Below are 21351 nucleotides of genomic sequence, written 5' to 3'. Positions count from 1 at the left end.
GAGGCTGGGAGGTGCCCCCACGAGCCCTTGGCAGGTGGCCTCGCGCGGTAACGGGCCGCCGGCCCGGCGGCGAAGCCGCCGAAGGCCGGGCCCGCGTGCCCCCTGCCGGGGCGCATCCGCCCTGGGGCGGGAGCACGTGCCCCCTGACGGGGCAGAGCCCCGCAGGGCCGGGCGGCGCAGCCGCCTTGGCCCGCCGGGCCCCACCGCGCGAAGCGCGGAAAGGGGCGGGTGGGTGGGGAAAACCCCGCGCGGAGCGCGGGGCACCCACCCCACGCCACAGGCGCCGGCCGGCCCGCCAGGGCCCACCCGCGCGAAGCGCGGAACAAGGGGTGGGTGGGGGGAAACCCCGCGCCGTGCCTACGTCGCGGTCGCGTCCAGTTCCCGGTCCGCCTCCGGGAGTTCGGCCGCCAACGCGGCCGCCGCGCGGATCAGGGGGAGGGCGAGGAGCGCTCCGGTGCCCTCCCCGACGGTGACGTTCTGGTCGAGGATGGGCTCCATCGCCATCCGGTCGAGCGCCTTGGACTGGCCGGGCTCGCCGCTGGCGTGGCCGGCCAGCCACCAGTCGGGGGCGCGGAACGCGATGCGCTGGCCGACCAGGGCGCAGGCCACCGAGACGACGCCGTCGAGGACCACCGGCGTGCGCCGGACCGCGCACTGGAGCAGGAAGCCCGTCATCGCGGTCAGGTCGGCGCCGGCCACGGCGCCCAGCAGGCGCAGTTGGTCGCCGAGCACCGGGCGGGCCCGGCGGAGGCCGTCGCGGATGGCGGCGCACTTCCGCATCCAGGTCAGGTCGTCGATGTGGAGCCCGCCGCGGCCGGTCACCATGGAGGCGTCCGTGCCGCACATGGCCGCGACGAGGACGCCTGCGGCGGTCGTGCCGCCGACCGAGATGTCGCCGAGCACCAGCAGGTCGGTGCCCGAGTCGGCCTCCTCGTCGGCGATGGCCATGCCGGTGCGGAACGCCTGCTCGGCCTCCTCGGCCGTCAGCGTGTCCTCGATGTCGAGGCGGCCAGAGCCGCGCCTGACCCGGTGCCGGCTGACGTCGGCGGGGAGTTCGTCGGCCGGGCAGTCGAGCGACAGGTCGACGATCCGCAGCGGGACGCCGGCCTGGCGGGCCAGCACGGCGGCCGGGCTGACGCCGTCCAGCGCGTCCCGGACGAGGGCCGTGGCGCCGCCGGCCCGACGGGCCGAGACGCCGAGTGAGGCGATCCCGTGGTCGCCCGCGAACAGCACCGCCCTGGGGCGCTCGATCGGGGCCACCGGCACCCGGCCCTGGGCCGCGGCCAGCCAGGCACCGATCTCGTCGAGCCGGCCGAGCGCCTTGGGAGGCACGCCCAGCCGGGCCCGCCGCTCCTCGGCCTGCCGCCGGAGCCTGGCACTCGGCCGCTCGATGAGATCGCCGAAGTCATCGAGGTTCACACCGCCGTCGCTCATGGCAAACGAGGGTATCGCTCCGGCTCGCGCCCCCGGAGCGTGGCTCAGCCGCGCAGCGTCGTCGCGCAACCGGCCGTGAGCAGGAGTACCTGTTCGCACTCGGCCGCCACGGCCGCGTTGAGGCGGCCGAGTTCGTCGCGGAAGCGGCGTCCGGAGGAGGTGGCCGGCACCACGCCTGAGCCGACCTCGTTGCTGACGAGCACCACCTGGCGCCGGGTGGCCCTGACCGCCGCGACCAGGGCGGCCGTCCTGGCCGCCAGTTCCGTGGCGCCGCGGCCCTCCCAGGCGCCCACCGAGTCCAGCGCGTCGGTCAGCCAGAGCGCCAGACAGTCGATCAGCAGCGGCCCCGCGTCGTCCTGTTCGAGGAGCGGCACCAGGTCGCGGGTCTCGACCGTGGACCAGCTCGCCGGCCGCCGCTCCCGGTGTCCCGCCACCCGGTCCCGCCACTCGGGGTCGCCGGCTCGCTCCCCGCCGGTGGCCGCGTACACGACGCCGGGGAAGGTGACGAGCCGCCGTTCGGCCTCCGCCGACTTCCCCGACCTCGCCCCGCCCAACACCAGGGTGCGGCGCGGGAGTTCCGGCACCTCGCGGAAGTCGCCGACCGTCAGCGTGCGGCCGTCGGGCACGGCGCGGGCGCCGGCCGCGGCCAGGCGGCGGCGCAGCTCGGCCCCCGGCGGCACGTCGTGGTCCAGGTGCACCGCGACCACGTCGGTGGTCAGCGCCACCGCGCCGGCCGCCCGCAGCCTGGCCAGCGCGTCGGGGCGGCCGACGACGTCCAGCAGGCACAGGTCGTAGGGCCGGCCGTCCGCGAGGCCGGCGGGCGCCGCGCCGGGCGGCAGGTAGAGCAGCCGGCCGCCGCCCGGCCCGGTGACGGCGTAGCCGGTGCCCGGGATGTCCACCGCGACGGCGGTGATCCGGTGCCCGCTGAGCAGCGCCAGGTCCCGGCCGTCCGGCAGCCGCAACGGCCCCGGCAGGCCGGGCGGCAGCTCCAGCGCCGGCCCGTCGTGCGGGTGGGTCAGCAGCGCCTGCCGCACCCCGGTGAGCGACCGCCCGGCCCGCGCGGCGGCCAGCGCCGCGCCCGGCGTCAGGTCGAGCAGCAGCACCCCGTCCACCAGCAGCGAGGTGGCCGTGCGGACGTCGGCGCCGAGCGCCCTGGCGCAGCGGGCGCAGGGGCAGCCGGGGCGGGGGAGGCCGGCCGGGGCGCCGGTGCCGAGCAGGGTGACGTCCATGTGCCGATCCTCGCGGATCGTCGGGCTCGGCGTGCTGATGCGCGCGGTAGTGCCCCGCGGGCCCGACCCGTGATTTAGTCTGCGATCAGGAAGTCGCGGCCGGATGGTTCATCAGGAGGCGTGCATGGCTTGGGAGTGGCGGTTCGAGAAGGCGGACGGCACGTCGACGGAGCCCTCCCAGGACCCGGGCGACTTCGGGACCCAGGGCGACGCGGAGTCCTGGATCGGCGAGATCTGGGGCGAACTGCTCGACGAGGGCGTCGACCAGGTGACGCTGCTCGAGGACGGCACGAAGATCTACGGCCCGATGAGCCTGCACTCCGCCCTGGACGAGTGAGCCGCGGAGCCCACCGGGGGCGGCGGAGATCGACGGTTCGGCGACCTCGCGACCTCGTGGCCGTCGCGCACGCCGTCGTACCCCGCGAGAGCGCGGGAACGCGACGGGAGACGGTCCTCCCGCGAGGCGCCACCAGCCACACCGGCCACGGCCTGCCCGCGGTTCCCGTCCCTCCAGCTGAGCGTTCACGCCTCGCCGAGGGTGACGTCGGCTGATCTGCGCTCGCCGTCCCGCAGGTACCTGACCTCCACCGTGTCGTCCGGCCGGTGGGTGGCCAGCGCCTCGGAGAGCGTCACCACGTCGGTGATCGGCTCCGTGCCCAGCTTCACCAGCACGTCCCCGGGGCGCAGCCCGGCCTTGGCGGCCGGGCCTTCCTCGGTGACGTCGACGAGCGCGGCGCCGGCCGGTTCGAAGCCGTCGCCGAGCACGGTGCGCGCGGAGACGCCGAGCGCCGCGCGCCCCGAGTCCTCGACGCGGCCGTGGTCGATCATCTGGTCGGCCAGGAAGGTCACGGTGGAGGAGGGGATCGCGAAGCCGATGCCTGGCGCCTGGCCGCCGCCGAGACCCGGGTCCCTGGCGGCCAGGGTGGGGATGCCGATCACCGTGCCCGACAGGTCGACGAGCGCGCCGCCGCTGTTGCCCGGGTTGATCGCGGCCGACGTCTGCACCATGTTGCCGAGCGTGGCCTGGCCCTCGCCCTCGCTGACCGAGCGGCCGACGGCGGAGACGATGCCCTGGGTGACGCTGGACGCGAGGCCCAGCGGGTTGCCCATCGCCAGCACGATCTGGCCGACCTCCACCCGCGAGGAGTCGGCGAAGTCCGCGGCCCGCATCCCGTCAGGCGGGTCGGTGAGCTTGATGACCGCCAGGTCCTGCGGCGGGTAGGAGGCCACCAGCCGGGCCGGCTGCGCCGTCTGGCTGGTGGCCAGCAGCACCTCGAAGTCCCGGCCGTCCCCCACCACGTGCGCGTTGGTGACGATGTGGCCTGAGCCGTCGTAGACGATGCCGGAGCCCAGGCCGTCCCCGGCGGTGATCTGCACGACGGAGGGCAGCACGTCGTGTACCACGTCCTGGTAGGTGGCCTGGAGGTCGCCGGGGATGGCGTGCGGCACGGTGGTGCCGCCCCGCGCCTCGGACGAGCCGTCAGTACAGCCGCCGGCCAGCAGCAGGGCCGCCGCGCAGCCCACGGCCTGCCACGCGCTCGCTCGGGAACCGGTGCGCCGTCTCACAACGGCAGTCTGGCCGCCGCCCACGCGACCCGCGAGCGACGGCCAGCCGTTCGGGCGACCCGCTCGCCCGGAAAGGGACTAGCGGGGCTCCTCGCCGCGCTTGATCTGCGGGCGGGGCAGCCGCATGCGCCGCATCTGCATGGTGCGCATCAGGGCGTAGGCCGTGGTGCCGCGCAGGTTCTCGTCGGGGAACCTGGCGCGCAGCTGCTTCTTCAGGCGGCGGTTCATCAGGAACGAGTCGAAGACGATCATCACGATCACCGCGAGCCACATCAGCAGCGCGATGTTCCGCGCGGCCAGCGACGGCAGCATGCTCAGCACCAGGATCAGCACGGCGATCGGCAGGAAGTACTCGGCCACGTGCCACTTGGTGTCCACGAAGTCCCGGACGAAGCGCCGCACCCTGCCCCGGTCACGGGCCGGCAGGTGGCGCTCGTCGCCCGAGAGCAACGCCTCCCGCTGCTTGTTCATCGCGGTGCGCCGCTGCTCCCTGGCCCGCTTGGACGCCTCCTTGCGGTTGGTGGACGGCTTCACCACGGCACGCCGCAACGCCTCGGCCTCGCTGCGTTTGGGCGTGGGCCGGCCCTTGGGTGCCTGCGGGTCGCGGCCGCGGGACTCCTCCCGCTCGGCATCGGCGGAGCGGGCCTGATCTTCTTTCGAACGGCTTCGGAACACAACCCCAAGACTACGGTCTCGCTCCGCGTGACGACCCGGGGCGACCGGCACGATCACGCAACGGACCCCGCCAGGAGGGGGCAGACCAGGCCGCAGGGTGTAGAACGGCCGCTCAGCAATCGTTCTGAGGTAGGAGCGATTCGTCGCCGAGCGATGCGCTAATGGAGAGGCGACCCGTAGGGTAGTAGGGGATCAGTAGGAATGGTCACAGGTTCGAGCCCGGTATGAAGGGGGCGCGCGAGGCCCATGAGCGGTGTGATGAAGCGGATGGGGATGATCTTCCGCGCGAAAGCCAACAAGGCCCTTGACCGGGCCGAGGATCCGCGCGAGACGCTCGACTACTCGTACCAGAAGCAGCTGGAGCTGCTCCAGAAGGTGCGGCGTGGCGTCGCGGACGTGGCGACCTCGCGCAAGCGGCTCGAGCTCCAGCTGAACCAGCTCAACGGCCAGTCGGGGAAGCTCGAGGAGCAGGGCAGGAAGGCGCTGGCGCTGGGCCGCGAGGATCTGGCCCGCGAGGCGCTGACCAGGCGGTCCGGGCTGCAGCAGCAGATCACCGACCTCCAGCAGCAGCACGAGACGCTGCAGAACGAGGAGAACAAGCTCACCCTTGCGGCCCAGCGGCTCCAGGCCAAGGTGGACGCGTTCCGCACCCGCAAGGAGACGATCAAGGCCACCTACACGGCGGCCCAGGCGCAGACGAGGATCGGCGAGGCGTTCTCCGGCATCTCCGAGGAGATGGGCGACGTCGGCCTGGCCATCCAGCGCGCCGAGGACAAGACCGCCCAGCTCCAGGCCCGCGCCGGTGCGCTCGACGAGCTCGTCGCCTCCGGCGCCCTGGACGACGTGACCGGCAGCTCCAAGGACGACATCACGGCCGAGCTCGACCGGATCTCGGGCAACGCGGACGTCGAGTTCGAGCTGGAGCGGATGAAGGCCGAGCTCTCCGGCGGCAGCTCCGCCGGGCGCCAGGCCATCGAGGGCGGCGGCACGAACGAGGAGCGACAGGAGCAGCAGAGCTCCCCTCGGCTCGACAAGCAGTGACCGCCGCCCGGCCGTGACCACCCCCGACGAGACGGCAGGGCCCCTACACGAAAGACGGAGGGCATCATGATCGTGCGGATCATGGGGGAGGGGCAGGTCCGGCTGGCCGACAGCCACTTCCCCGAGCTGAACAAGCTCGACGACGAGCTGCTCGCCGAGGTCGAGTCCGGCGATCTGGACGGCTTCCGGCGCACCCTCGGCGCGCTGCTCGCGGCCGTCAGGAAGCTCGGCACCCCGCTGCCCGACGACGCCCTCGAGCCCTCCGAGCTGATCCTGCCCGCACCCGACGCCACCATCGACGAGGTGCGGGCCATGCTCACCGAAGACGGCCTGATCCCCGACTGAGCCGACCGAGACCGCCGACGTGACTCCCGAACAAGGCGCCCGCGCCCACCACTGGCTGCGGGTGCACCCCCTGGCGCTGGACGCGATGATCGCGGTCCTCGTGTTCGTGGTCGTGATCGTCGCGTCCGTCACGATGGCCTCCTCAGGCGGCACCCCGGGCTTCGGCAAGCGCGAGCTGCCCGCCCACTCCGTGGTGCTCACGTTGCTGGCCTCCGCCGCCCTGGCGGCCAGGCGGGTGTCGCCGATGAGGGTGCTGGCCGTGGTCAGCGCGCTCAGCATGCTCGAACTGGTCCTCGGCACCCAGTCGCACCCGCCGAGCGAGCGGCACGCGTCGCTCGCCATGACGGTGGTGATCGCGGTCTTCACGGTCGCCATGCGCACCGACCGGCACACCACCTTCCGGGTCGCCCTGGTCACCGTCGCCGCGTTCATCCCGGCCACCATGCTGCTCGGCGCCCAGCCCTGGTACGTCTCGGAGAACCTGGGCATCGTCGCCTGGCTGGGGCTGGCCGCCACGCTCGGCGAGGCGGTGCGGCACCGGCGGGCCGCCGTCGACGCCATCCGGGAGCGGGCCGAGCGTGCCGAGCGCACCCGCGAGGAGGAGGCCAGGCGGCGGGTGGCCGAGGAGCGGCTGCGGATCGCGCGCGAGCTGCACGACGTCGTCGCCCACCACATCGCCCTGGTCAACGTGCAGGCCGGCGTCGCCGCGCACGTCATGGACACCCGCCCCGACCAGGCCAAGGAAGCGCTCGGCCACATCCGGCAGGCCAGCCGGCGGGCCCTCGGCGAGTTGCAGACCACCGTCGGGCTGCTCCGCCAGCAGGACGAGCCGATCGCCCCGACCGAGCCCGCCAGGGGCCTGGCCGTGCTCGACGAGCTGGTGGAGGGCTTCACCAAGGCCGGGATGGCCGTCTCGGTGCACGCGCCGGCGGCCGACGGGCCGCTGCCGTCCGCCGTCGACCTGGCCGCCTACCGGGTGGTCCAGGAGGCGCTGACCAACGTCCACAAGCACGCCGGCGCCGAGTCGAGCGCCCGGGTCCGCATCGTGCGCCGCGGGGTCGCCGTCGACCCGCTCCTCGACATCACCGTGGAGGACGACGGCCCGCGCCGCGACCGCGTCGCCGCGGCCCCGGCCGCCGGGCTCGGCGGCATGGGCAGCGGCCACGGCCTCACCGGGATGCGGGAGCGGGCCGCCGCGCTGCACGGCACCTGCGAGACCGGCCCGAGGGACGAGGGCGGCTTCCGGGTGCGGGTCACGCTGCCGCTGCGCCCACCGGGCGCGTCGGACGCGGAGAACGAGGTGGCGCGTGGCGGGCCGGGGAGCTCGAAGGTCGGCTGGTGCGGTTGAGCACCGGCCCGAGGGGTCCCGAGGGATCGTGAACAGGAAGATGGCGTGACCAGGGTGGTGCTGTGATCAGGGTGGTGCTGGCGGACGACCAGGCCCTGCTGCGAAGCGCGTTCCGGGTGCTGGTCGACTCGGATCCGGAGATGACCGTCACCGGCGAGGCGTCGGACGGCGCCGAGGCGCTGCGGGTGATCCGCGAGGCCGGCGCCGACGTGGTGCTGATGGACATCAGGATGCCCGGCATGGACGGCCTCGCCGCCACCCGGGCCATCAGCGCCGACCCGACGCTCGCCGCGGTGCGGGTGGTCATCCTGACCACCTTCGAGTCCGACGACTACGTGGTGCAGGCGCTGCGGGCCGGCGCCTCCGGGTTCCTCGGCAAGGGCGCGGAGCCGGAGGAGCTGCTCGCCGCGATCCGGCTGGCCGCCGACGGCGAGTCGCTGCTCTCGCCGACCGCCACCCGGGGCCTGATCGCCCGCTTCCTCGCCCAGAGCGACGGCGGCGAGTCGCTGGACGACTCCACCCTCGACGTGCTGACGGCCCGGGAGCGCGAGGTGCTGGTCGAGGTGGCAGGTGGGCTCTCCAACGACGAGATCGCCAAGCGGCTCTCCGTCAGCCCGCTGACCGTCAAGACCCACATCAACCGGCTGCTGACCAAGCTCTCCGCCAGGGACCGGGCCCAGCTGGTGGTCACCGCCTACGAGACCGGCCTGGTCAAGCCCCGCTCCGGCTGAACCGCCGCGCGCCGCGCGGTCGGTGGCGCGGCCGCCGCGGCGGCTCAGAGGAAGGCGGCGGACGGGATGTACGGGGCCGGCGGGCGCATCCCGCGCAGGCACAGATAGCCGCCGGGTGCCAGCTCGAGGCCGGCGGCCAGGCCCACGTCCACCGCCCACTCCTGCTCCGCCGTCAGCCGGGGCACGCTCGCCGCGGCCCCCGGCGGGCGGCTCAGCAGCGCCGAGGCCAGCAGCCGCACCGCGATCCGCCGCGAGGTGGCGGCCAGCAGCTCCACGGTGCCCTCGTCGTCCAGGTAGCAGTAGCCGCTGCCGCCCAGGTCGTCCGCCACCACCACCCGGCAGTGCAGCAGCAGCTCCGCGTGGTCGGGGCCGTGGGCGCCGCCGCGCAGCCGGCGGTCCACCGAGTCCATCAGGTCGATCTGCGCCGGGCCGCCCTCGATCGCCGGGCCGTCAGGCGCGGTCAGCCGCGACGGGTCGACCGTGCCGGTCAGCCGCATCACCGGGTGCAGCGTGAACCCGGCGGCCCGGTGCACCCGCGCCGACAGGGGGTCGCCCGAGCCGCAGATCATGCCGCGCAGCGTGCCCCCGGCGTGCGCCATGGCCCGCCGCAGCAGCGCGGTGCCCACGCCCTTGCCACGGGCCCCGGGATCCACCACCAGCAGCGAGAGACCCCACAGGCCCTCCCGGCGGCTGGCCAGCGCCGCGCCGACCGGCCGCCCCGCCGCGTCCTCGGCCAGCCAGCAGCCGCCGGGGTCGGTGCCGGCCAGATGCCTGGCCCGGCGGTGGAAGCGCGCGGTGCGCGGCGGCGACCACTCCTCGGCCGCCTCGCCGCGCGCCGCGAGCACCACCTGCCGGACGGCCTCGGCGTCGGCGCGGGAGTCACGTACCTGGCGCAGCAGCATGCCCCCATCGTGGCCCGCCGGTCAGGGCAGTGCCAGCATGCGCTCCAGGGCGAGCTTCGCGTAGTGCTCCGTCTCGGCGTCCACCTGGATGCGGTTGACCACCCGCCCGTCCGCCAGCGACTCGAGCGCCCACACCAGGTGCGGCAGGTCGATCCGGTTCATCGTGGAGCAGAAGCAGACCGTGCGGTCCAGGAAGACGATCTCCTTGCCCTCCGGCGCGTAGCGGTCGGCGAGCCGCCGCACCAGGTTGAGCTCGGTGCCGATGGCCCACTTGCTGCCGGCCGGGGCGGCGTCCAGCATCCGGATGATGTGCTCGGTCGAGCCCACGTGGTCGGCGGCCGCCACCACCTCGTTCCTGCACTCCGGGTGCACCAGCACCTGGACGCCGGGTATCCGGGCCCTGACCTCGTTCACCGAGTCGAGCGAGAACCTGCCGTGCACCGAGCAGTGCCCGCGCCACAGGATCATCCGGGCGTTCCGCAGCTGCTCCGCGGTGAGCCCGCCGTTCGGCCGGTGCGGGTTGTAGACGACGCAGTCGTCGAGGGACATGCCGAGATCGCGGACGGCGGTGTTCCTGCCCAGGTGCTGGTCGGGCAGGAAGAGCACCCTGCCCGCCCCCTCGGGCCGCTGGTCGAAGGCCCACTCCAGGGCGCGGCGGGCGTTCGACGAGGTGCAGACGGTGCCGCCGTGCCGGCCGGTGAACGCCTTGATGTCGGCCGAGGAGTTCATGTACGTCACCGGCACCGTGTCGGCGGCGACGCCGGCCTCGGTCAGCACGTCCCACGCCTCGGCGACCTGCTCGCCGGTGGCCATGTCGGCCATCGAACAGCCGGCGGCCAGATCGGGCAGCACCACCTGCTGGGCGTCCGAGGTGAGGATGTCGGCCGACTCGGCCATGAAGTGCACGCCGCAGAAGACGATGTACTCCGCCTCGGGCCTGGCGGCGGCGTCCCTGGCCAGCTTGAACGAGTCGCCCGTGACGTCGGCGAACTGGATGACCTCGTCCCGTTGGTAGTGGTGGCCGAGGACGAAGACCCGGTCGCCGAGCCGCGCCTTGGCGGCCCGCGCCCGCTCCACCAGGTCCGGGTCGGACGGGGCCGGCAGGTCACCCGGGCAGTCGACACCACGCTCGCTCGCCGGATCGGCGTCCCGGCCGAGCAGCAGCAGGGCGAGCGGAGTGGGCTCGACGCCCAGTGTCTGGGCGGTGTTCATGGCACGCACCCTTCCTTTATCGTCGTATTGACGCAATGGATCATAACTCCTTCGCGTCAGTCTGACGAGACCGATAGCGTCACTGTGACGCATTCCGCCATCGGTGTGGGGTGTGCGAGCATGAGAGGAGAAAATGACGCGCCGGCACCGGAATAGATCGGAGCGGGCGTCTGTTGCAGCACGCTGCCAGAGCATTCCGTACTACCCGGGAGATACGCAGATGTCCGTAACGGAAAAGACCGTCGACGACGGCATTCTCGTTTCCGACACGGCCGTGGCGAAGGTCAGGAGCCTGCTCGAGCAGGAGGGGCGTGACGACCTCGCGCTCCGCGTGGCGGTCCAGCCCGGCGGGTGTTCCGGTCTGCGCTACCAGCTCTTCTTCGACGAGCGCTCGCTCGACGGGGACGTCGTGAAGGAATTCGACGGCGTCAAGGTCGTCACGGACCGCATGAGCGCGCCCTACCTCGGCGGCGCGTCGATCGACTTCGTCGACACGATCGAGAAGCAGGGCTTCACGATCGACAACCCGAACGCGACGGGTTCGTGCGCGTGTGGGGACTCTTTCAGCTGACGGTCTCCGCCTTGCGGCTGGAGCGCCTCGAAGGTTCCGCAGCGCCGTGCCGGCCTTGGGCTGGTGGGGCGCTGCCGGCTTTTCTCCGACCGGCGGCGGTTTCCCCCGCCCACCCGCCCCTTTCCGCGCTCCGCGCGGTGGGCCCTGGTGGGCTGGGAGTGGCGGCTGTGCCGCCGGCCGCGCTCCGTGTGGTGGTAGGCCCTGCGGGCCGGGGCTGTGCCAGGCGGCGCTTCGCGGGTCGTGCCCCACCCTCTCCCAGCCATGGGGGTCCCCCGGACGGAGTCTGGGGGAGGCTGGGTGGTGCCCCCACCCGCCCCTTTCCGCGCTTCGCGCGGTGGGCCCTGGTGGGTTGGGAGGGGCGGGTGTGCCGCCGGCCGCGCTCCGCGTGGGCGCGCTGCGCGCGGTAGGCCCTGCGGGCCGTGGGTGCGCCGATGGCGCGGGGCTTGTGGTGCTTCGCGAGTTGCTCCCCGCTCCCGCCCCTTTGGCGCGCTGTGCGCGGTGGGCCCTGGTGGGTTGGGAGGGGCGGGTGTGCCGCCGGCCGCGCTCCGTGTGGTGGTAGGCCCTGCGGGCCGGGGCTGTGCCGGGCGGCGCTTCGCGGGTCGTGCCCCACCCTCCAGCCATGGGGGTCCCCCCGGACGGAGTCTGGGGGAGGCTGGGAGGTGCCCCCACGAGCCCCTTTGACGCGCTTCGCGTGGTGGGCCCTGGCGGGCCGGCGGGGGATGGCGGCTGCGCCGCCCGGTCCCGCTCCGCGTGGTTCCCCCCTGAGCCCGCCCCTTTCCGCGCTCCGCGCGGCGGGGGCGGGCCGTTGGCCCGTCAGGGCCGGATCGCGCGGAGCGCGCCGAAAGGGTGGGGTGGGTGGGCGGGAGAAACCCCAAGGTCGGGGGTCAGTCGGTCGTGGGGATCTCCTGGCCGGATTGGTCGAGGAGGGTGCGGTCGGCGATGGGGGTGGTCAGGGTGAGTTCGCCGGTCTGCTGTTCGGCCAGGGCGATGCAGTCGCGGCCGGGGTCGGGGGAGACGGGTTCCACCGTGACGCGGACCGTGTCGTCCGACTCCTCGGCGACCAGGGTGTACTCGTCGCAGACGCCCGCCCAGAAGGTGATCGTCAGGGACTCGGCGTCCGGGGCGTAGGAGTCGACCGTCATGCCGGTCTCCTCGATCGGGCCCGGGTCCGCCGGCTGTACGCCGCTGTCGCCGGACTCGCCGGGGGAGCCCTCGCCGGACTCGGCGGTCGGTTCGACGTGGTACTCGACGGCCGGCCAGCTCGTCGTGAGGCCGTCGTCGGTGGTGAACAGCCAGGACGGCACCAGCACCGGCGCGCCGTCCGACTGGTGCAGGACCAGGCCCAGTTCGGCCGAGGCCTCCGCGTTCTCGGGCTTGTCGTCCTCGGTGGTGGGTCCGCACTCCAGCGGTTCGCCGTCCGCCGGCGGCATCGGCTCGGCGGGGCCCACGCACTGTGGCTCGGCCGGCGCGACCATGGCGCGGTCGGGGTTGGCGTTGTAGGCGTCGAGCGCCTGTTGGGCGCCGATCGTGCTCCGATCCTCGGCAGGCTCGGGGAGGGCCAACGCGCCGGAGGCCATCAGCAGTGAGCCGTCGGCGGCGTACTGGAGCTCCGTCTCGAGGCCGACCGTCGGCAGGTCGTCCACCAGCGGCACCGCCTCCACGGTGCGCGTCGAGCCGGCCACCTGGTCCGCGTTCAGCCGCGCCGTGTCGGCGTCCAGGCCGAGGGCCGAGAGCAGGGGTTCGGCGGCGCGCAGCGCCTCGTCGGCGCCGATCGGCTCCGCCGACTCGGTGGCCGTCGGGTCGGCCGCGGACATCGCGCCGCCGTAGGTCCAGAAGCCGGGCGCCTGCCGGAGCACCGTCAGTGGCGGCAGTTCGGCGTCCGGGCCGGCCGCCGTCCAGGTGTCGCCCGACGACTCCCGCACCTCGCCGTCCACCCCGAGTGCCTCGGCGAGGCCGGCCGCCGCCTCCTCGGTGACCGCGCCGTCCTGGTAGCGGTGGATCGAGGCGCGTTCCGGCGCGTCAGGCAGCTCGCCCGCCGGCACCAGCGCCGCGTACGACCCCCCTGGCAGGCCGGCCGGGTCGTCCAACGGCAGGGCCCCCTCGGGGGCGACGCGGCCGCCCGAGCCCGCCGGTTGCGTCTCGGGGGCGGAACTCCCGTCACCCCACAGGCCCTGCGCCCCGAAGACGCCGCCCGCGATCAGGGTGACCGCGGCGGCCACCGCCGTCACCGCAGGCCATCGGCGGCGCCTCGGCTCCGGCGATTCTGGTGATTCCGGCGATTCCGACGTTTCGGAGGTCTCGTCGTCAGCCACGTGCTCTCCCCGCTGATCGGTCACGTAGACAGGTCATTTGATATGACCGTTGGACGGACCCTGGCGGTGCCAGGTTCCCGGGCCGATAACCTTGTCCTCCCTTCGACGACTCTCCCGGGAGCGACCCCATCGTGCGCATCGCCGTGTCCGGTTCCATCGCCAACGACCATCTGATGACGTTCCCAGGCCGCTTCGCCGACCAACTGGTCGGCGACCAGCTGCACACGGTCTCGCTGTCGTTCCTGGTCGATTCGCTGGAGGTGCGGCGCGGCGGGGTCGCCGCCAACATCTGCTTCGGCATGGGGCAGCTCGGCGCCAGGCCGATCCTGGTGGGCTCCGCCGGCGCCGACTTCGACGAGTACCGCGACTGGCTCGACCGGCACGGCGTGGACACCACCGCCGTCCGCATCTCCGAGCTCCTGCACACGGCGCGCTTCGTCTGCACCACCGACGCCGACCACAACCAGATCGGCTCCTTCTACACCGGCGCCATGAGCGAGGCCCGGCTGATCGAGTTGAAGACCGTCGCCGACCGGGCCGGCGGTCTCGACCTCGTGCACATCGGCGCCGACGACCCCGAGGCGATGGTGCGGCACACCGAGGAGTGCCGCACCCGCGGCATCCCCTTCGCCGCCGACTACTCCCAGCAGCTCGCCCGGATGGAGGGCGAGGACATCAGGAACCTCACCGACGGCGCCACCTACCTGTTCAACAACGAGTACGAGAAGGCGCTGATCGAGAGCAAGACCGGCTGGTCGTCCTCCGAGGTGCTGGACCGGGTCGGCACCCGGGTCACCACCCTCGGCGCCCGCGGCGTCCGGATCGAGCGGCGCGGCGAGCCCGACATCGAGGTCGGCTGCCCTGAGGAGGAGGTCAAGGCCGACCCGACCGGCGTCGGCGACGCCTTCCGCGCCGGCTTCCTCGCCGGCCTGGCCTGGGGCGCCTCCCTGGAGCGCAGCGCCCAGGTCGGCTGCATGGTGGCCACCCTGGTCATCGAGACCGTCGGCACCCAGGAGTACACGCTCAACCGCGGCCCGTTCATCGAGCGGTTCGCCAAGGCCTACGGCCAGCAGGCCGCCGACGAGGTCCAGACGCACCTCAGCTAGGGCCGATGGCCGTCAGGCCAGCCGCCGCACCCGGTAGGAGTGACGGGTCGGCTCGCCCAGATACTCCTGACCGCGCATCGCGCACCAGGCCGGGATGTCCAGGCGGGCCGCCTCGTCGTCCGCCAGCACCGTCACCACACCGCCCACCGGCACCCGGCCGATCGCCTTGGCCAGCTCGATCACCGGAATCGGGCAGAGCCGGCCGAGTGAGTCGACGGTCACCTCGTCGGCCGCCTCCTCCCGAGCGCTGGCCGCGTCCTCCCGCCCGGCGGCCGGCGGGCGCGGCACGTCGAGCCGGCCGCGCACCTCGGCCACCACCCCGGGCAGCACCGCGAGGAACCGCGACACGTCCGCCTCCGCCGTCCCCGGCGGCAGCGACACCCGCACGTTCCCCTCCGACAACACGCCCATCGCCCGCAGCACATGGCTGGGCGTCAGCGTGCTCGACGTGCACGAGGAGCCGGACGAGACCGCGAACCCGGCCCGGTCGAGGCCGTGCAGCAGCGCCTCGCCGTCCACGTAGAGGCAGGAGAACGTCACCACGTGCGGCAGCCGGTGCACCGGGTCGCCCACCACCGCCACGTCGGGCACCAGTTCCGGCACCCGCGCCCTGACCAGCTCCACCAGGCCGCGCAGCCGCGCCCCCTCCGCGTCCGCCGCCGCCCGCACCGCGCGCAGCGAGGCCGCCGCCGCCACGATCGCCGGGATGTTCTCGAAGCCTGGCGCCCGCCCCGACTCCCGCTCGTCCGCCGGGCCGCGCGCCGCGAACCTGGTGCCCTTGCGGACCACGAGCAGCCCCACCCCGCCGGGCCCGCCCCACTTGTGCGCGCTGCCGGCCAGCAGCGACCAGTCGCCCGGCACCGCCGACCAGCCGAGCGACTGCGCCGCGTCCACCAGCAACGGCACCCCGGCCGCCCGGCACTCGGCCGCGATCTCGGCCACCGGCTGCACCGTGCCCACCTCGTGGTTGGCCGACTGCACGCACACCAGCGCCGCCGGCTCACCGTCCGCGGCCCCCAACGCCTCGGCCACCGCCCCGGCGGCCACCCGGCCGTTCGAGTCGACGCCGATCTCCGTCACCGTGCCGCCCGCGTCCCGGTGGACCTCCGCCGCGTGCAGCACCGCCGAGTGCTCCACCGCCGACACCAGCAGCCGCCGGCCCACCCGGGCCCGGCCGGCCAGCGCCCCGGCGATCCCGGTGTGCAGCGCCCGGGTACCCGAGGTGGTGAACGTCAGTTCGTCGGGACGGCAGCCCACCGCCTCGGCCGCCGTCTCCCGCGCCGCGTCCAACAGCAGCCTGGCCCGCCGCCCCTCGCGGTGCGGCCGCCCCGGATCGGCCCAGCCGTCCGCGAACGCGGCGAGCAACGCCTCCCGGGCGACCGGGTGCAGGGGCAGCGAGGAGGCGGCGTCGAAGTAGGTCACACGGCACGCTAACAACCACCGGACACCTGCGGCGACGCGTAACGCCCCCTCCCCGCGAGCCCCCCAGGAGCGTCGAGTAGGGTTTGGTCCGCATAAACATCCAAACCCTGCCCGTGTCAGGGCCGGCCCCCGCTCCGTGCGACGGCAGCCCGGAACCATGGGCGAGACTCTCGGGAAGGCGCTACGTGAGTCCCAACGGCTCCGACCGCTCGTCGCGGCGCCCGATGCGGCGGAGGATTCTGCCGCGGGCGCTGATCGCGGGCCTGGTCCTGGCAACCGCGACAGGTTGCACATCCGAGGACTTTCCCCGCCTCGGCATGCCCACCCCCGTGACGGAGGAGGCGCCGCGAATCCTGTCGCTCTGGCAGGGCTCCTGGGCTGCCGCGCTCGCCACCGGGGTGCTGGTGTGGGGCCTGATCCTCTGGAGCGTGTTCTTCCACCGCCGGTCGAGGACCAAGGTCGAGGTCCCCCCGCAGAACCGCTACAACCTCCCCATCGAGGCGTTGTACACGCTGGTTCCGCTGATCGTCGTCTCCGTCCTCTTCTACTTCACCGCCCGGGACCAGACCGAGCTGCTGAAGACCTCCGAGGAGCCCGACCACATCATCAACGTGGTGGGCTTCCAGTGGAGCTGGGCGTTCAACTACATCGAGCCCGTCGGCGCGAGTGACACCGACCCGCTCACCGATCCGGCGCTGGCCGGCATCCCCGACCGCTTCAAGGACCGCTTCCCGGAGAACGCCGACGGCGTCTACGACGTGGGCACCCTCCAGGACCGGAACGCGGAGACGGGCAACCCCGGGCCGACCCTGGTGCTCCCGGTGAACGAGACGACCCAGTTCGTCATCACGTCGCGGGACGTCAACCACTCCTTCTGGGTGGTCCCGTTCCTGATGAAGATGGACGCCATCCCCGGGCACACCAACTCCTTCGAGGTGACACCGACCCGCGAGGGCGTCTTCATGGGCAAGTGCGCCGAGCTCTGCGGCCAGGACCACTCCCGCATGCTCTTCAACGTCGAGGTCGTCTCCGCCGAGGAGTACGACCGGTATCTCCAGGACCTGGCGGACCGGGGCCAGACCGGTTACGTCCCGGCGGGCATCCCCCAGACCGGCCCCGCCGTGAACGCCGAGACCAACGAGGGTCGATCGTGACAACCGTCGAAGAGAGCCAGGCGGCTCCCAGCACCCAGCCACCGGCCCGGCGGAAATCCCGGGGTGCCATCGTGGTCAAGTGGCTCACCACCACCGATCACAAGACGATCGGCACGATGTACCTGATCACCTCCTTCGCGTTCTTCATCATCGGCGGCATCATGGCCCTGGTGATGCGCGCGGAGCTGGCCAGGCCCGGCAGCCAGATCGTCACCAACGAGCAGTTCAACCAGCTGTTCACCATGCACGGCACCGTGATGCTGCTGATGTTCGCGACGCCGCTCTTCGCCGGCTTCGCGAACTGGATCATGCCGCTCCAGATCGGCGCCCCCGACGTGGCGTTCCCGCGGCTGAACATGCTGGCCTACTGGCTCTACCTGTTCGGCAGCCTGCTCGCCGTCGGCGGCTTCCTCACCCCGCAGGGCGCCGCCGGCTTCGGCTGGTTCGCCTACTCGCCGCTGTCCGACGCGATCCGTTCGCCCGGCGTCGGCTCCGACATGTGGATCATGGGTCTCGCGCTCTCCGGCTTCGGCACCATCATGGGCGCGGTCAACTTCATCACCACCATCATCTGCATGCGCGCCCCCGGCATGACGATGTTCCGGATGCCGATCTTCGTCTGGAACGTGCTGCTCACCGCGGTGCTCGTGCTCCTCGCCTTCCCGGTGCTCGCCGCCGCGCTCTTCGCGCTGGAGGCCGACCGGACCTTCGGGGCACATATCTTCGACGCGGCCAACGGCGGCGCCATCCTCTGGCAACACCTCTTCTGGTTCTTCGGCCATCCAGAGGTGTACATCATCGCGTTGCCGTTCTTCGGCATCGTCTCCGAGATCATCCCGGTCTTCAGCCGCAAGCCCGTCTTCGGCTACATCGGCCTGGTCGCGGCGACCATCATCATCGCCGGCCTCTCGGTCACCGTGTGGGCCCACCACATGTACGTCACCGGCGCGGTGCTGCTGCCGTTCTTCTCCTTCATGACGTTCCTGATCGCGGTACCGACCGGCGTGAAGTTCTTCAACTGGATCGGCACCATGTGGAAGGGCTCGCTCAGCTTCGAGACCCCGATGCTGTGGTCGGTCGGCTTCCTGATCACCTTCCTCTTCGGCGGTCTCACCGGCGTCATCCTGGCCTCCCCGCCGCTGGACTTCGCGATCTCCGACACCTACTTCGTCGTCGCCCACTTCCACTACGTGGTCTTCGGCACCGTGGTGTTCGCGATGTTCGCCGGCTTCCACTTCTGGTGGCCCAAGTGGACCGGCAAGATGCTGGACGAGCGGCTCGGCAAGATCACCTTCTGGACGCTGTTCGTCGGCTTCCACGGCACCTTCCTCGTCCAGCACTGGCTGGGCGCCGAGGGCATGGTGCGCCGGTACGCCGACTACCTGGCGGCCGACGGCTTCACCGCGCTCAACACCATCTCGACCATCAGCTCGTTCGTGCTCGGCCTGTCGATGCTGCCGTTCTTCTACAACGTCTGGAAGACCTGGAAGTACGGGGAGCCGGTCAACACCGACGACCCGTGGGGCTACGGCCGCTCCCTGGAGTGGGCCACCTCCTCGCCGCCGCCCCGGCACAACTTCGTGTCCCTGCCGAGGATCCGCTCCGAGTCGCCCGCCTTCGACCTGCACCACCCCGAGGTCGCGGCGCTCGACCAGCTGGAGAACGACGACCGCGCGGCGCTCTCCGGAAAGGAGTCCGGCAAGTGAGGATCCAGGGGCACCTCTTCACCTGGATCGCCATCTTCATGCTGGTGGTGGCGATCGTTTACGGCGTGTGGTCCAAGGAACCGGTGGGCACCACCGCCCTGTTCCTCTCCTTCGCGCTGATGGGGATGATCGGGTTCTACCTGGTCTTCACCGCCCGCCGGACGGACACCGGCCCGCAGGACAACAAGGACGCGGACGTCGCCGACGACGCCGGCGAACTGGGCTTCTTCAGCCCGCACAGCTGGGCGCCGCTGGCGCTCGGCGCGGGCGCCGTCTGCGCCTTCATGGGCCCGGTGTTCGGCTGGTGGCTGCTGTACTTCACCGCGCCGTTCCTCGCCGTCGGCCTGTGGCTGTGGGTCTTCGAGTACTACCGGGGCGAGAACCAGACCCAGTGACCCCCGGCGTCCGATCCGCCCCTTCGGGAACCGTTCGCCAGCCCTTTCGGTAACGCCTTCCGGCCCCCGGTGGTGAGCTCGCCAGCTCACCACCGGGGGCCAACCCGTTTGCAGTCACCCGGCGTGCCGCTCCCGCACACCGTCCGTACGTTGTGCCTATGAGTCACAAACCTCGGATACAGCTCGGCTGCGCGCTGCTGCTGGCCCCGCTGGTCGCGGGCCTCACCGGCTGCGGCGGCGGTGGCGAGCCCCTCGCGGGCGAGCCGTACGACGCCGTAGGGCAGCTCTCCTTCGGCTCCGCGGGGGACGGCGCCGAAGTGAACCCGGACGACCCGCTGAAGATCAGCACCAAGGGCTCCGGATCCAGGATCACCGACGTGATCGCCACCGACTCTGCCGGCCGCCGGGTCTCCGGCGAGCTGACCGCCGACGGCCGCGCCTGGCGCAGCACCGACCCGCTGGCCTCGGGCGCCGAGTACACCGTGCTCGTCGCCACCGAGAACGGCGGCGGTGCCGCGGGCCGCGGCGAGCACAACTTCCGCACCCGCGACTCCGACGCCAAGCGCCTCGACGTCACCTTCGGCCCCGAGGCCGGCACCTACGGCGTCGGCCAGCCCATCACGGCCGAGCTGAGCGAGGAGATCGACGACGCGAAGGAGCGCGCCAAGATCGAGGGCGCGCTCGAGGTGCGGTCGGAACCACGCGTCGAGGGCGCCTGGCACTGGGTGGACGGCGGCGAGCTCCACTACCGCCCCAAGGAGTACTGGCCCACCGACACGAAGATCTCCGTCGCCTCCTCGCTCGAGGGCCTCCCGATCAGGGACGGCCTGCGCGGCGGCGAGACCGAGACGCTGGAGATCACCACCGGCGACCGGGTCGAGGCCGTCGCCGACATCGCCAACCACCACATGACGGTGACCCGCAACGGCGAGGAACTCAGGACCATCCCCATCACGACCGGCAAGGCGGGCTTCGCCACCCGGAACGGCAAGAAGGTCATCCTCGGCACCGAGTCCTTCGTCCGGATGACCGGCACCAGCATCGGCATCCCGGCCGGCTCGTCCGAGTCCTACGACCTGCCCGTCTACTGGGCCGCGAGGCTGACGTGGAGCGGCGAGTACGTCCACGGAGCCCCGTGGTCCGTCGGCTCCCAGGGCTACGACAACGTCAGCCACGGCTGCACGGGCCTGTCGACGGACAACGCCCGGTGGTTCTACGAGCTGGTCAAACCAGGCGATATCGTCGAACATGTGAATGGTTTCGGCGACGACATGGCGCCGTTCGGGAACGGCTTCGGCGACTGGAACCTCTCCTGGGATGAGTGGCTGAAGGGCAGTGCCCTCGGCGGCTTCTACCAGCCGCAGGATCGCGTCGGCACTCCGGGCCGCCTGGCCCCCCTGGCCTGACCGGCCGGGCCACGGCCGCCGGTTCTTCCCCCACCGGGGCCCTGGCGGGCCCGGGGAGCCGGCGGCCACGCCGTCGCTGCCGCGCGCTTCGCCTGGGGGTTTCCTCCCGCCCGCCCGCCCCTTTGGTCCGCGCTGCGCGCGGGGGCCCCGGCCGGCCCGGTCGGGCGGCGGCTGCGCCGCCGGGCCGGCGGTTCGCGCGGGGCCCGTGCCCGGTGGGCCCGAAGGGCCGGCGGCTGCGCCGCCGCCCGCGCGCAGCGCGTGGCGCCTCGTCCGCCCTTGATGCCGCGCGGCGCGCGGCAGCGGAAAAGGGCGGGTGGGTGGGGGAAAACCCCCGAGAACGGTCAGGCCGCCGGGGCGGCCAGGACGTCCCGCAGCAGGCCCGTCAGGGCCCCCGTCAGTTCGGTCGGGTCGACCGGGTGGGGGACGGCCGCCTCGGCGCGGCTCCAGGAGGCGAGCCACGCGTCCTGGGGGCGGCCGATCAGGACCAGCGCGGGCGGGCAGTTGAAGATCTCGTCCTTGATCTGCCGGCACACCCCCATGCCGCCGGCCGGGACGGCCTCGCCGTCCAGCACGCAGACGTCGACGCCGCCCTGTTCGAGCGTCGTCAACACGGCCGGCAACGTGGCGCACTCCAGGTACTCGATCGGTGGAAGGTCCGCCGCCGGGCGGCGGCCGGCGGCCAGCCGCACCTGTTCGCGGGTGTTGGCGTCGTCGCTGTAGACCAGCACCGTGACGGTGCGCTGCATCGTTCCTCCGCGGGTCGAGCCTGTTGCCGTTGCGCGGATCGTACTCCGTC

20 protein-coding genes are annotated in these 21351 nt (G+C 73.0%); 11 read left to right on the top strand and 9 right to left on the bottom strand.

What is annotated here, in order from left to right; translation table 11 throughout:
- Positions 1–357: 357 nt before the first annotated feature.
- Together ACYVPE_RS26420 and ACYVPE_RS26415 are read right to left on the bottom strand one after the other, a co-directional pair.
- Entirely contained in the window at positions 358–1434 is a 1077-nt protein-coding gene (locus tag ACYVPE_RS26420) for a nicotinate-nucleotide--dimethylbenzimidazole phosphoribosyltransferase (RefSeq protein WP_461036215.1), read from the bottom strand.
- 44 nt (positions 1435–1478) lie between these two features.
- Entirely contained in the window at positions 1479–2663 is a 1185-nt protein-coding gene (locus ACYVPE_RS26415; RefSeq protein WP_461036214.1) for a bifunctional adenosylcobinamide kinase/adenosylcobinamide-phosphate guanylyltransferase, read from the bottom strand.
- 124 nt (positions 2664–2787) lie between these two features.
- Here ACYVPE_RS26415 and ACYVPE_RS26410 point away from each other — a divergent pair, with 124 nt between their 5' ends.
- Positions 2788–3000 (top strand): hypothetical protein, encoded by a 213-nt coding sequence (locus tag ACYVPE_RS26410; RefSeq protein ID WP_461036213.1) that lies wholly within the window; start codon positions 2788–2790, stop codon positions 2998–3000.
- A 185-nt stretch (positions 3001–3185) separates the two neighbouring features.
- Here ACYVPE_RS26410 and ACYVPE_RS26405 read toward each other — a convergent pair whose 3' ends face one another.
- Positions 3186–4229: a S1C family serine protease gene (locus tag ACYVPE_RS26405; RefSeq protein ID WP_461036212.1), complete on the bottom strand. Its 1044-nt coding sequence runs from the start codon at positions 4227–4229 to the stop codon at positions 3186–3188.
- Positions 4230–4307: 78 nt separating this feature from the next.
- Positions 4308–4904 carry a DUF3043 domain-containing protein gene (locus ACYVPE_RS26400; protein ID WP_461036211.1) on the bottom strand — a complete coding sequence of 199 codons (597 nt, stop codon included), beginning with the start codon at positions 4902–4904 and terminating at the stop codon, positions 4308–4310.
- A 258-nt stretch (positions 4905–5162) separates the two neighbouring features.
- Between ACYVPE_RS26400 and ACYVPE_RS26395 the strand changes: the two genes are divergently transcribed.
- The 4 genes from ACYVPE_RS26395 (at position 5163) to ACYVPE_RS26380 (ending at position 8369) form a co-directional block, all read left to right on the top strand.
- The gene (locus tag ACYVPE_RS26395) at positions 5163–5945 is read left to right on the top strand and encodes a PspA/IM30 family protein (RefSeq protein ID WP_461036220.1); all 783 of its coding nucleotides are present in this window, start codon (positions 5163–5165) and stop codon (positions 5943–5945) included.
- Between the two features lie 66 nt (positions 5946–6011).
- The gene (gene pspAA / locus ACYVPE_RS26390) at positions 6012–6290 is read left to right on the top strand and encodes a PspA-associated protein PspAA (RefSeq protein ID WP_461036210.1); all 279 of its coding nucleotides are present in this window, start codon (positions 6012–6014) and stop codon (positions 6288–6290) included.
- A gap of 19 nt (positions 6291–6309) precedes the next feature.
- Positions 6310–7638 (top strand): sensor histidine kinase, encoded by a 1329-nt coding sequence (locus ACYVPE_RS26385; protein WP_461036209.1) that lies wholly within the window; start codon positions 6310–6312, stop codon positions 7636–7638.
- Positions 7639–7700: 62 nt separating this feature from the next.
- Positions 7701–8369: a response regulator gene (locus ACYVPE_RS26380; RefSeq protein ID WP_461036208.1), complete on the top strand. Its 669-nt coding sequence runs from the start codon at positions 7701–7703 to the stop codon at positions 8367–8369.
- A gap of 44 nt (positions 8370–8413) precedes the next feature.
- Here ACYVPE_RS26380 and ACYVPE_RS26375 read toward each other — a convergent pair whose 3' ends face one another.
- A complete protein-coding gene (locus ACYVPE_RS26375; protein ID WP_461036207.1) occupies positions 8414–9271 on the bottom strand; it encodes a GNAT family N-acetyltransferase in 858 nt (285 codons plus the stop codon).
- Between the two features lie 21 nt (positions 9272–9292).
- A complete protein-coding gene (gene nadA / locus ACYVPE_RS26370; RefSeq protein ID WP_461036206.1) occupies positions 9293–10483 on the bottom strand; it encodes a quinolinate synthase NadA in 1191 nt (396 codons plus the stop codon).
- Positions 10484–10703: 220 nt separating this feature from the next.
- On the opposite strand from nadA, the gene ACYVPE_RS26365 reads away from it, so the two are divergent.
- On the top strand, positions 10704–11054 hold the full coding sequence (locus ACYVPE_RS26365) for a HesB/IscA family protein (RefSeq protein ID WP_461036205.1): 351 nt from the start codon (positions 10704–10706) through the stop codon (positions 11052–11054).
- An 884-nt stretch (positions 11055–11938) separates the two neighbouring features.
- Here ACYVPE_RS26365 and ACYVPE_RS26360 read toward each other — a convergent pair.
- Positions 11939–13273, bottom strand: coding sequence for a hypothetical protein (locus ACYVPE_RS26360; protein WP_461036204.1), 1335 nt, complete (start codon positions 13271–13273; stop codon positions 11939–11941).
- A gap of 224 nt (positions 13274–13497) precedes the next feature.
- Between ACYVPE_RS26360 and ACYVPE_RS26355 the strand changes: the two genes are divergently transcribed.
- Positions 13498–14472: a carbohydrate kinase family protein gene (locus ACYVPE_RS26355; RefSeq protein WP_461036203.1), complete on the top strand. Its 975-nt coding sequence runs from the start codon at positions 13498–13500 to the stop codon at positions 14470–14472.
- A gap of 12 nt (positions 14473–14484) precedes the next feature.
- Here the strand turns inward: ACYVPE_RS26355 and ACYVPE_RS26350 are convergent, their stop codons facing one another.
- A complete protein-coding gene (locus tag ACYVPE_RS26350) occupies positions 14485–15894 on the bottom strand; it encodes an aminotransferase class V-fold PLP-dependent enzyme (protein ID WP_461036202.1) in 1410 nt (469 codons plus the stop codon).
- A gap of 185 nt (positions 15895–16079) precedes the next feature.
- On the opposite strand from ACYVPE_RS26350, the gene ctaC reads away from it, so the two are divergent.
- The 4 genes from ctaC to ACYVPE_RS26330 all read left to right on the top strand — a co-directional run bounded on the left by ctaC (position 16080) and on the right by ACYVPE_RS26330 (position 20555).
- Positions 16080–17048: an aa3-type cytochrome oxidase subunit II gene (gene ctaC, locus ACYVPE_RS26345; protein ID WP_461036201.1), complete on the top strand. Its 969-nt coding sequence runs from the start codon at positions 16080–16082 to the stop codon at positions 17046–17048.
- Positions 17045–18754 (top strand): aa3-type cytochrome oxidase subunit I, encoded by a 1710-nt coding sequence (gene ctaD, locus ACYVPE_RS26340; RefSeq protein WP_461036200.1) that lies wholly within the window; start codon positions 17045–17047, stop codon positions 18752–18754. Before ctaC ends, ctaD begins: the two co-directional genes overlap by 4 nt.
- Positions 18751–19149, top strand: coding sequence for a cytochrome c oxidase subunit 4 (locus tag ACYVPE_RS26335; protein WP_461036199.1), 399 nt, complete (start codon positions 18751–18753; stop codon positions 19147–19149). Before ctaD ends, ACYVPE_RS26335 begins: the two co-directional genes overlap by 4 nt.
- Positions 19150–19307: 158 nt before the next feature.
- Positions 19308–20555: a L,D-transpeptidase gene (locus tag ACYVPE_RS26330; RefSeq protein WP_461036198.1), complete on the top strand. Its 1248-nt coding sequence runs from the start codon at positions 19308–19310 to the stop codon at positions 20553–20555.
- 341 nt (positions 20556–20896) lie between these two features.
- Here the strand turns inward: ACYVPE_RS26330 and ACYVPE_RS26325 are convergent, their stop codons facing one another.
- Positions 20897–21301 carry a hypothetical protein gene (locus tag ACYVPE_RS26325; RefSeq protein WP_461036197.1) on the bottom strand — a complete coding sequence of 135 codons (405 nt, stop codon included), beginning with the start codon at positions 21299–21301 and terminating at the stop codon, positions 20897–20899.
- Positions 21302–21351 lie beyond the last annotated feature (50 nt).

The organism is Streptomyces mayteni (assembly GCF_054783955.1).
The sequence above is the reverse complement of the archived record's forward strand: the minus strand, read 5'-3'. Positions and strand labels throughout refer to the sequence as shown.

What these genes read in the sequence shown, in the direction of transcription:
- ACYVPE_RS26395 (WP_461036220.1), top strand. Translation starts at nt 5,163, where the DNA reads ATGAAGCGGATGGGGATGATCTTCCGCGCGAAAGCCAACAAGGCCCTT.
- ACYVPE_RS26365 (WP_461036205.1), top strand. Translation starts at nt 10,704, where the DNA reads ATGTCCGTAACGGAAAAGACCGTCGACGACGGCATTCTCGTTTCCGAC.
- nadA (WP_461036206.1), bottom strand. Translation starts at nt 10,483, where the DNA reads ATGAACACCGCCCAGACACTGGGCGTCGAGCCCACTCCGCTCGCCCTG.
- pspAA (WP_461036210.1), top strand. Translation starts at nt 6,012, where the DNA reads ATGATCGTGCGGATCATGGGGGAGGGGCAGGTCCGGCTGGCCGACAGC.
- ACYVPE_RS26420 (WP_461036215.1), bottom strand. Translation starts at nt 1,434, where the DNA reads ATGAGCGACGGCGGTGTGAACCTCGATGACTTCGGCGATCTCATCGAG.
- ACYVPE_RS26330 (WP_461036198.1), top strand. Translation starts at nt 19,308, where the DNA reads ATGAGTCACAAACCTCGGATACAGCTCGGCTGCGCGCTGCTGCTGGCC.
- ACYVPE_RS26410 (WP_461036213.1), top strand. Translation starts at nt 2,788, where the DNA reads ATGGCTTGGGAGTGGCGGTTCGAGAAGGCGGACGGCACGTCGACGGAG.
- ACYVPE_RS26325 (WP_461036197.1), bottom strand. Translation starts at nt 21,301, where the DNA reads ATGCAGCGCACCGTCACGGTGCTGGTCTACAGCGACGACGCCAACACC.
- ACYVPE_RS26375 (WP_461036207.1), bottom strand. Translation starts at nt 9,271, where the DNA reads ATGCTGCTGCGCCAGGTACGTGACTCCCGCGCCGACGCCGAGGCCGTC.
- ACYVPE_RS26415 (WP_461036214.1), bottom strand. Translation starts at nt 2,663, where the DNA reads ATGGACGTCACCCTGCTCGGCACCGGCGCCCCGGCCGGCCTCCCCCGC.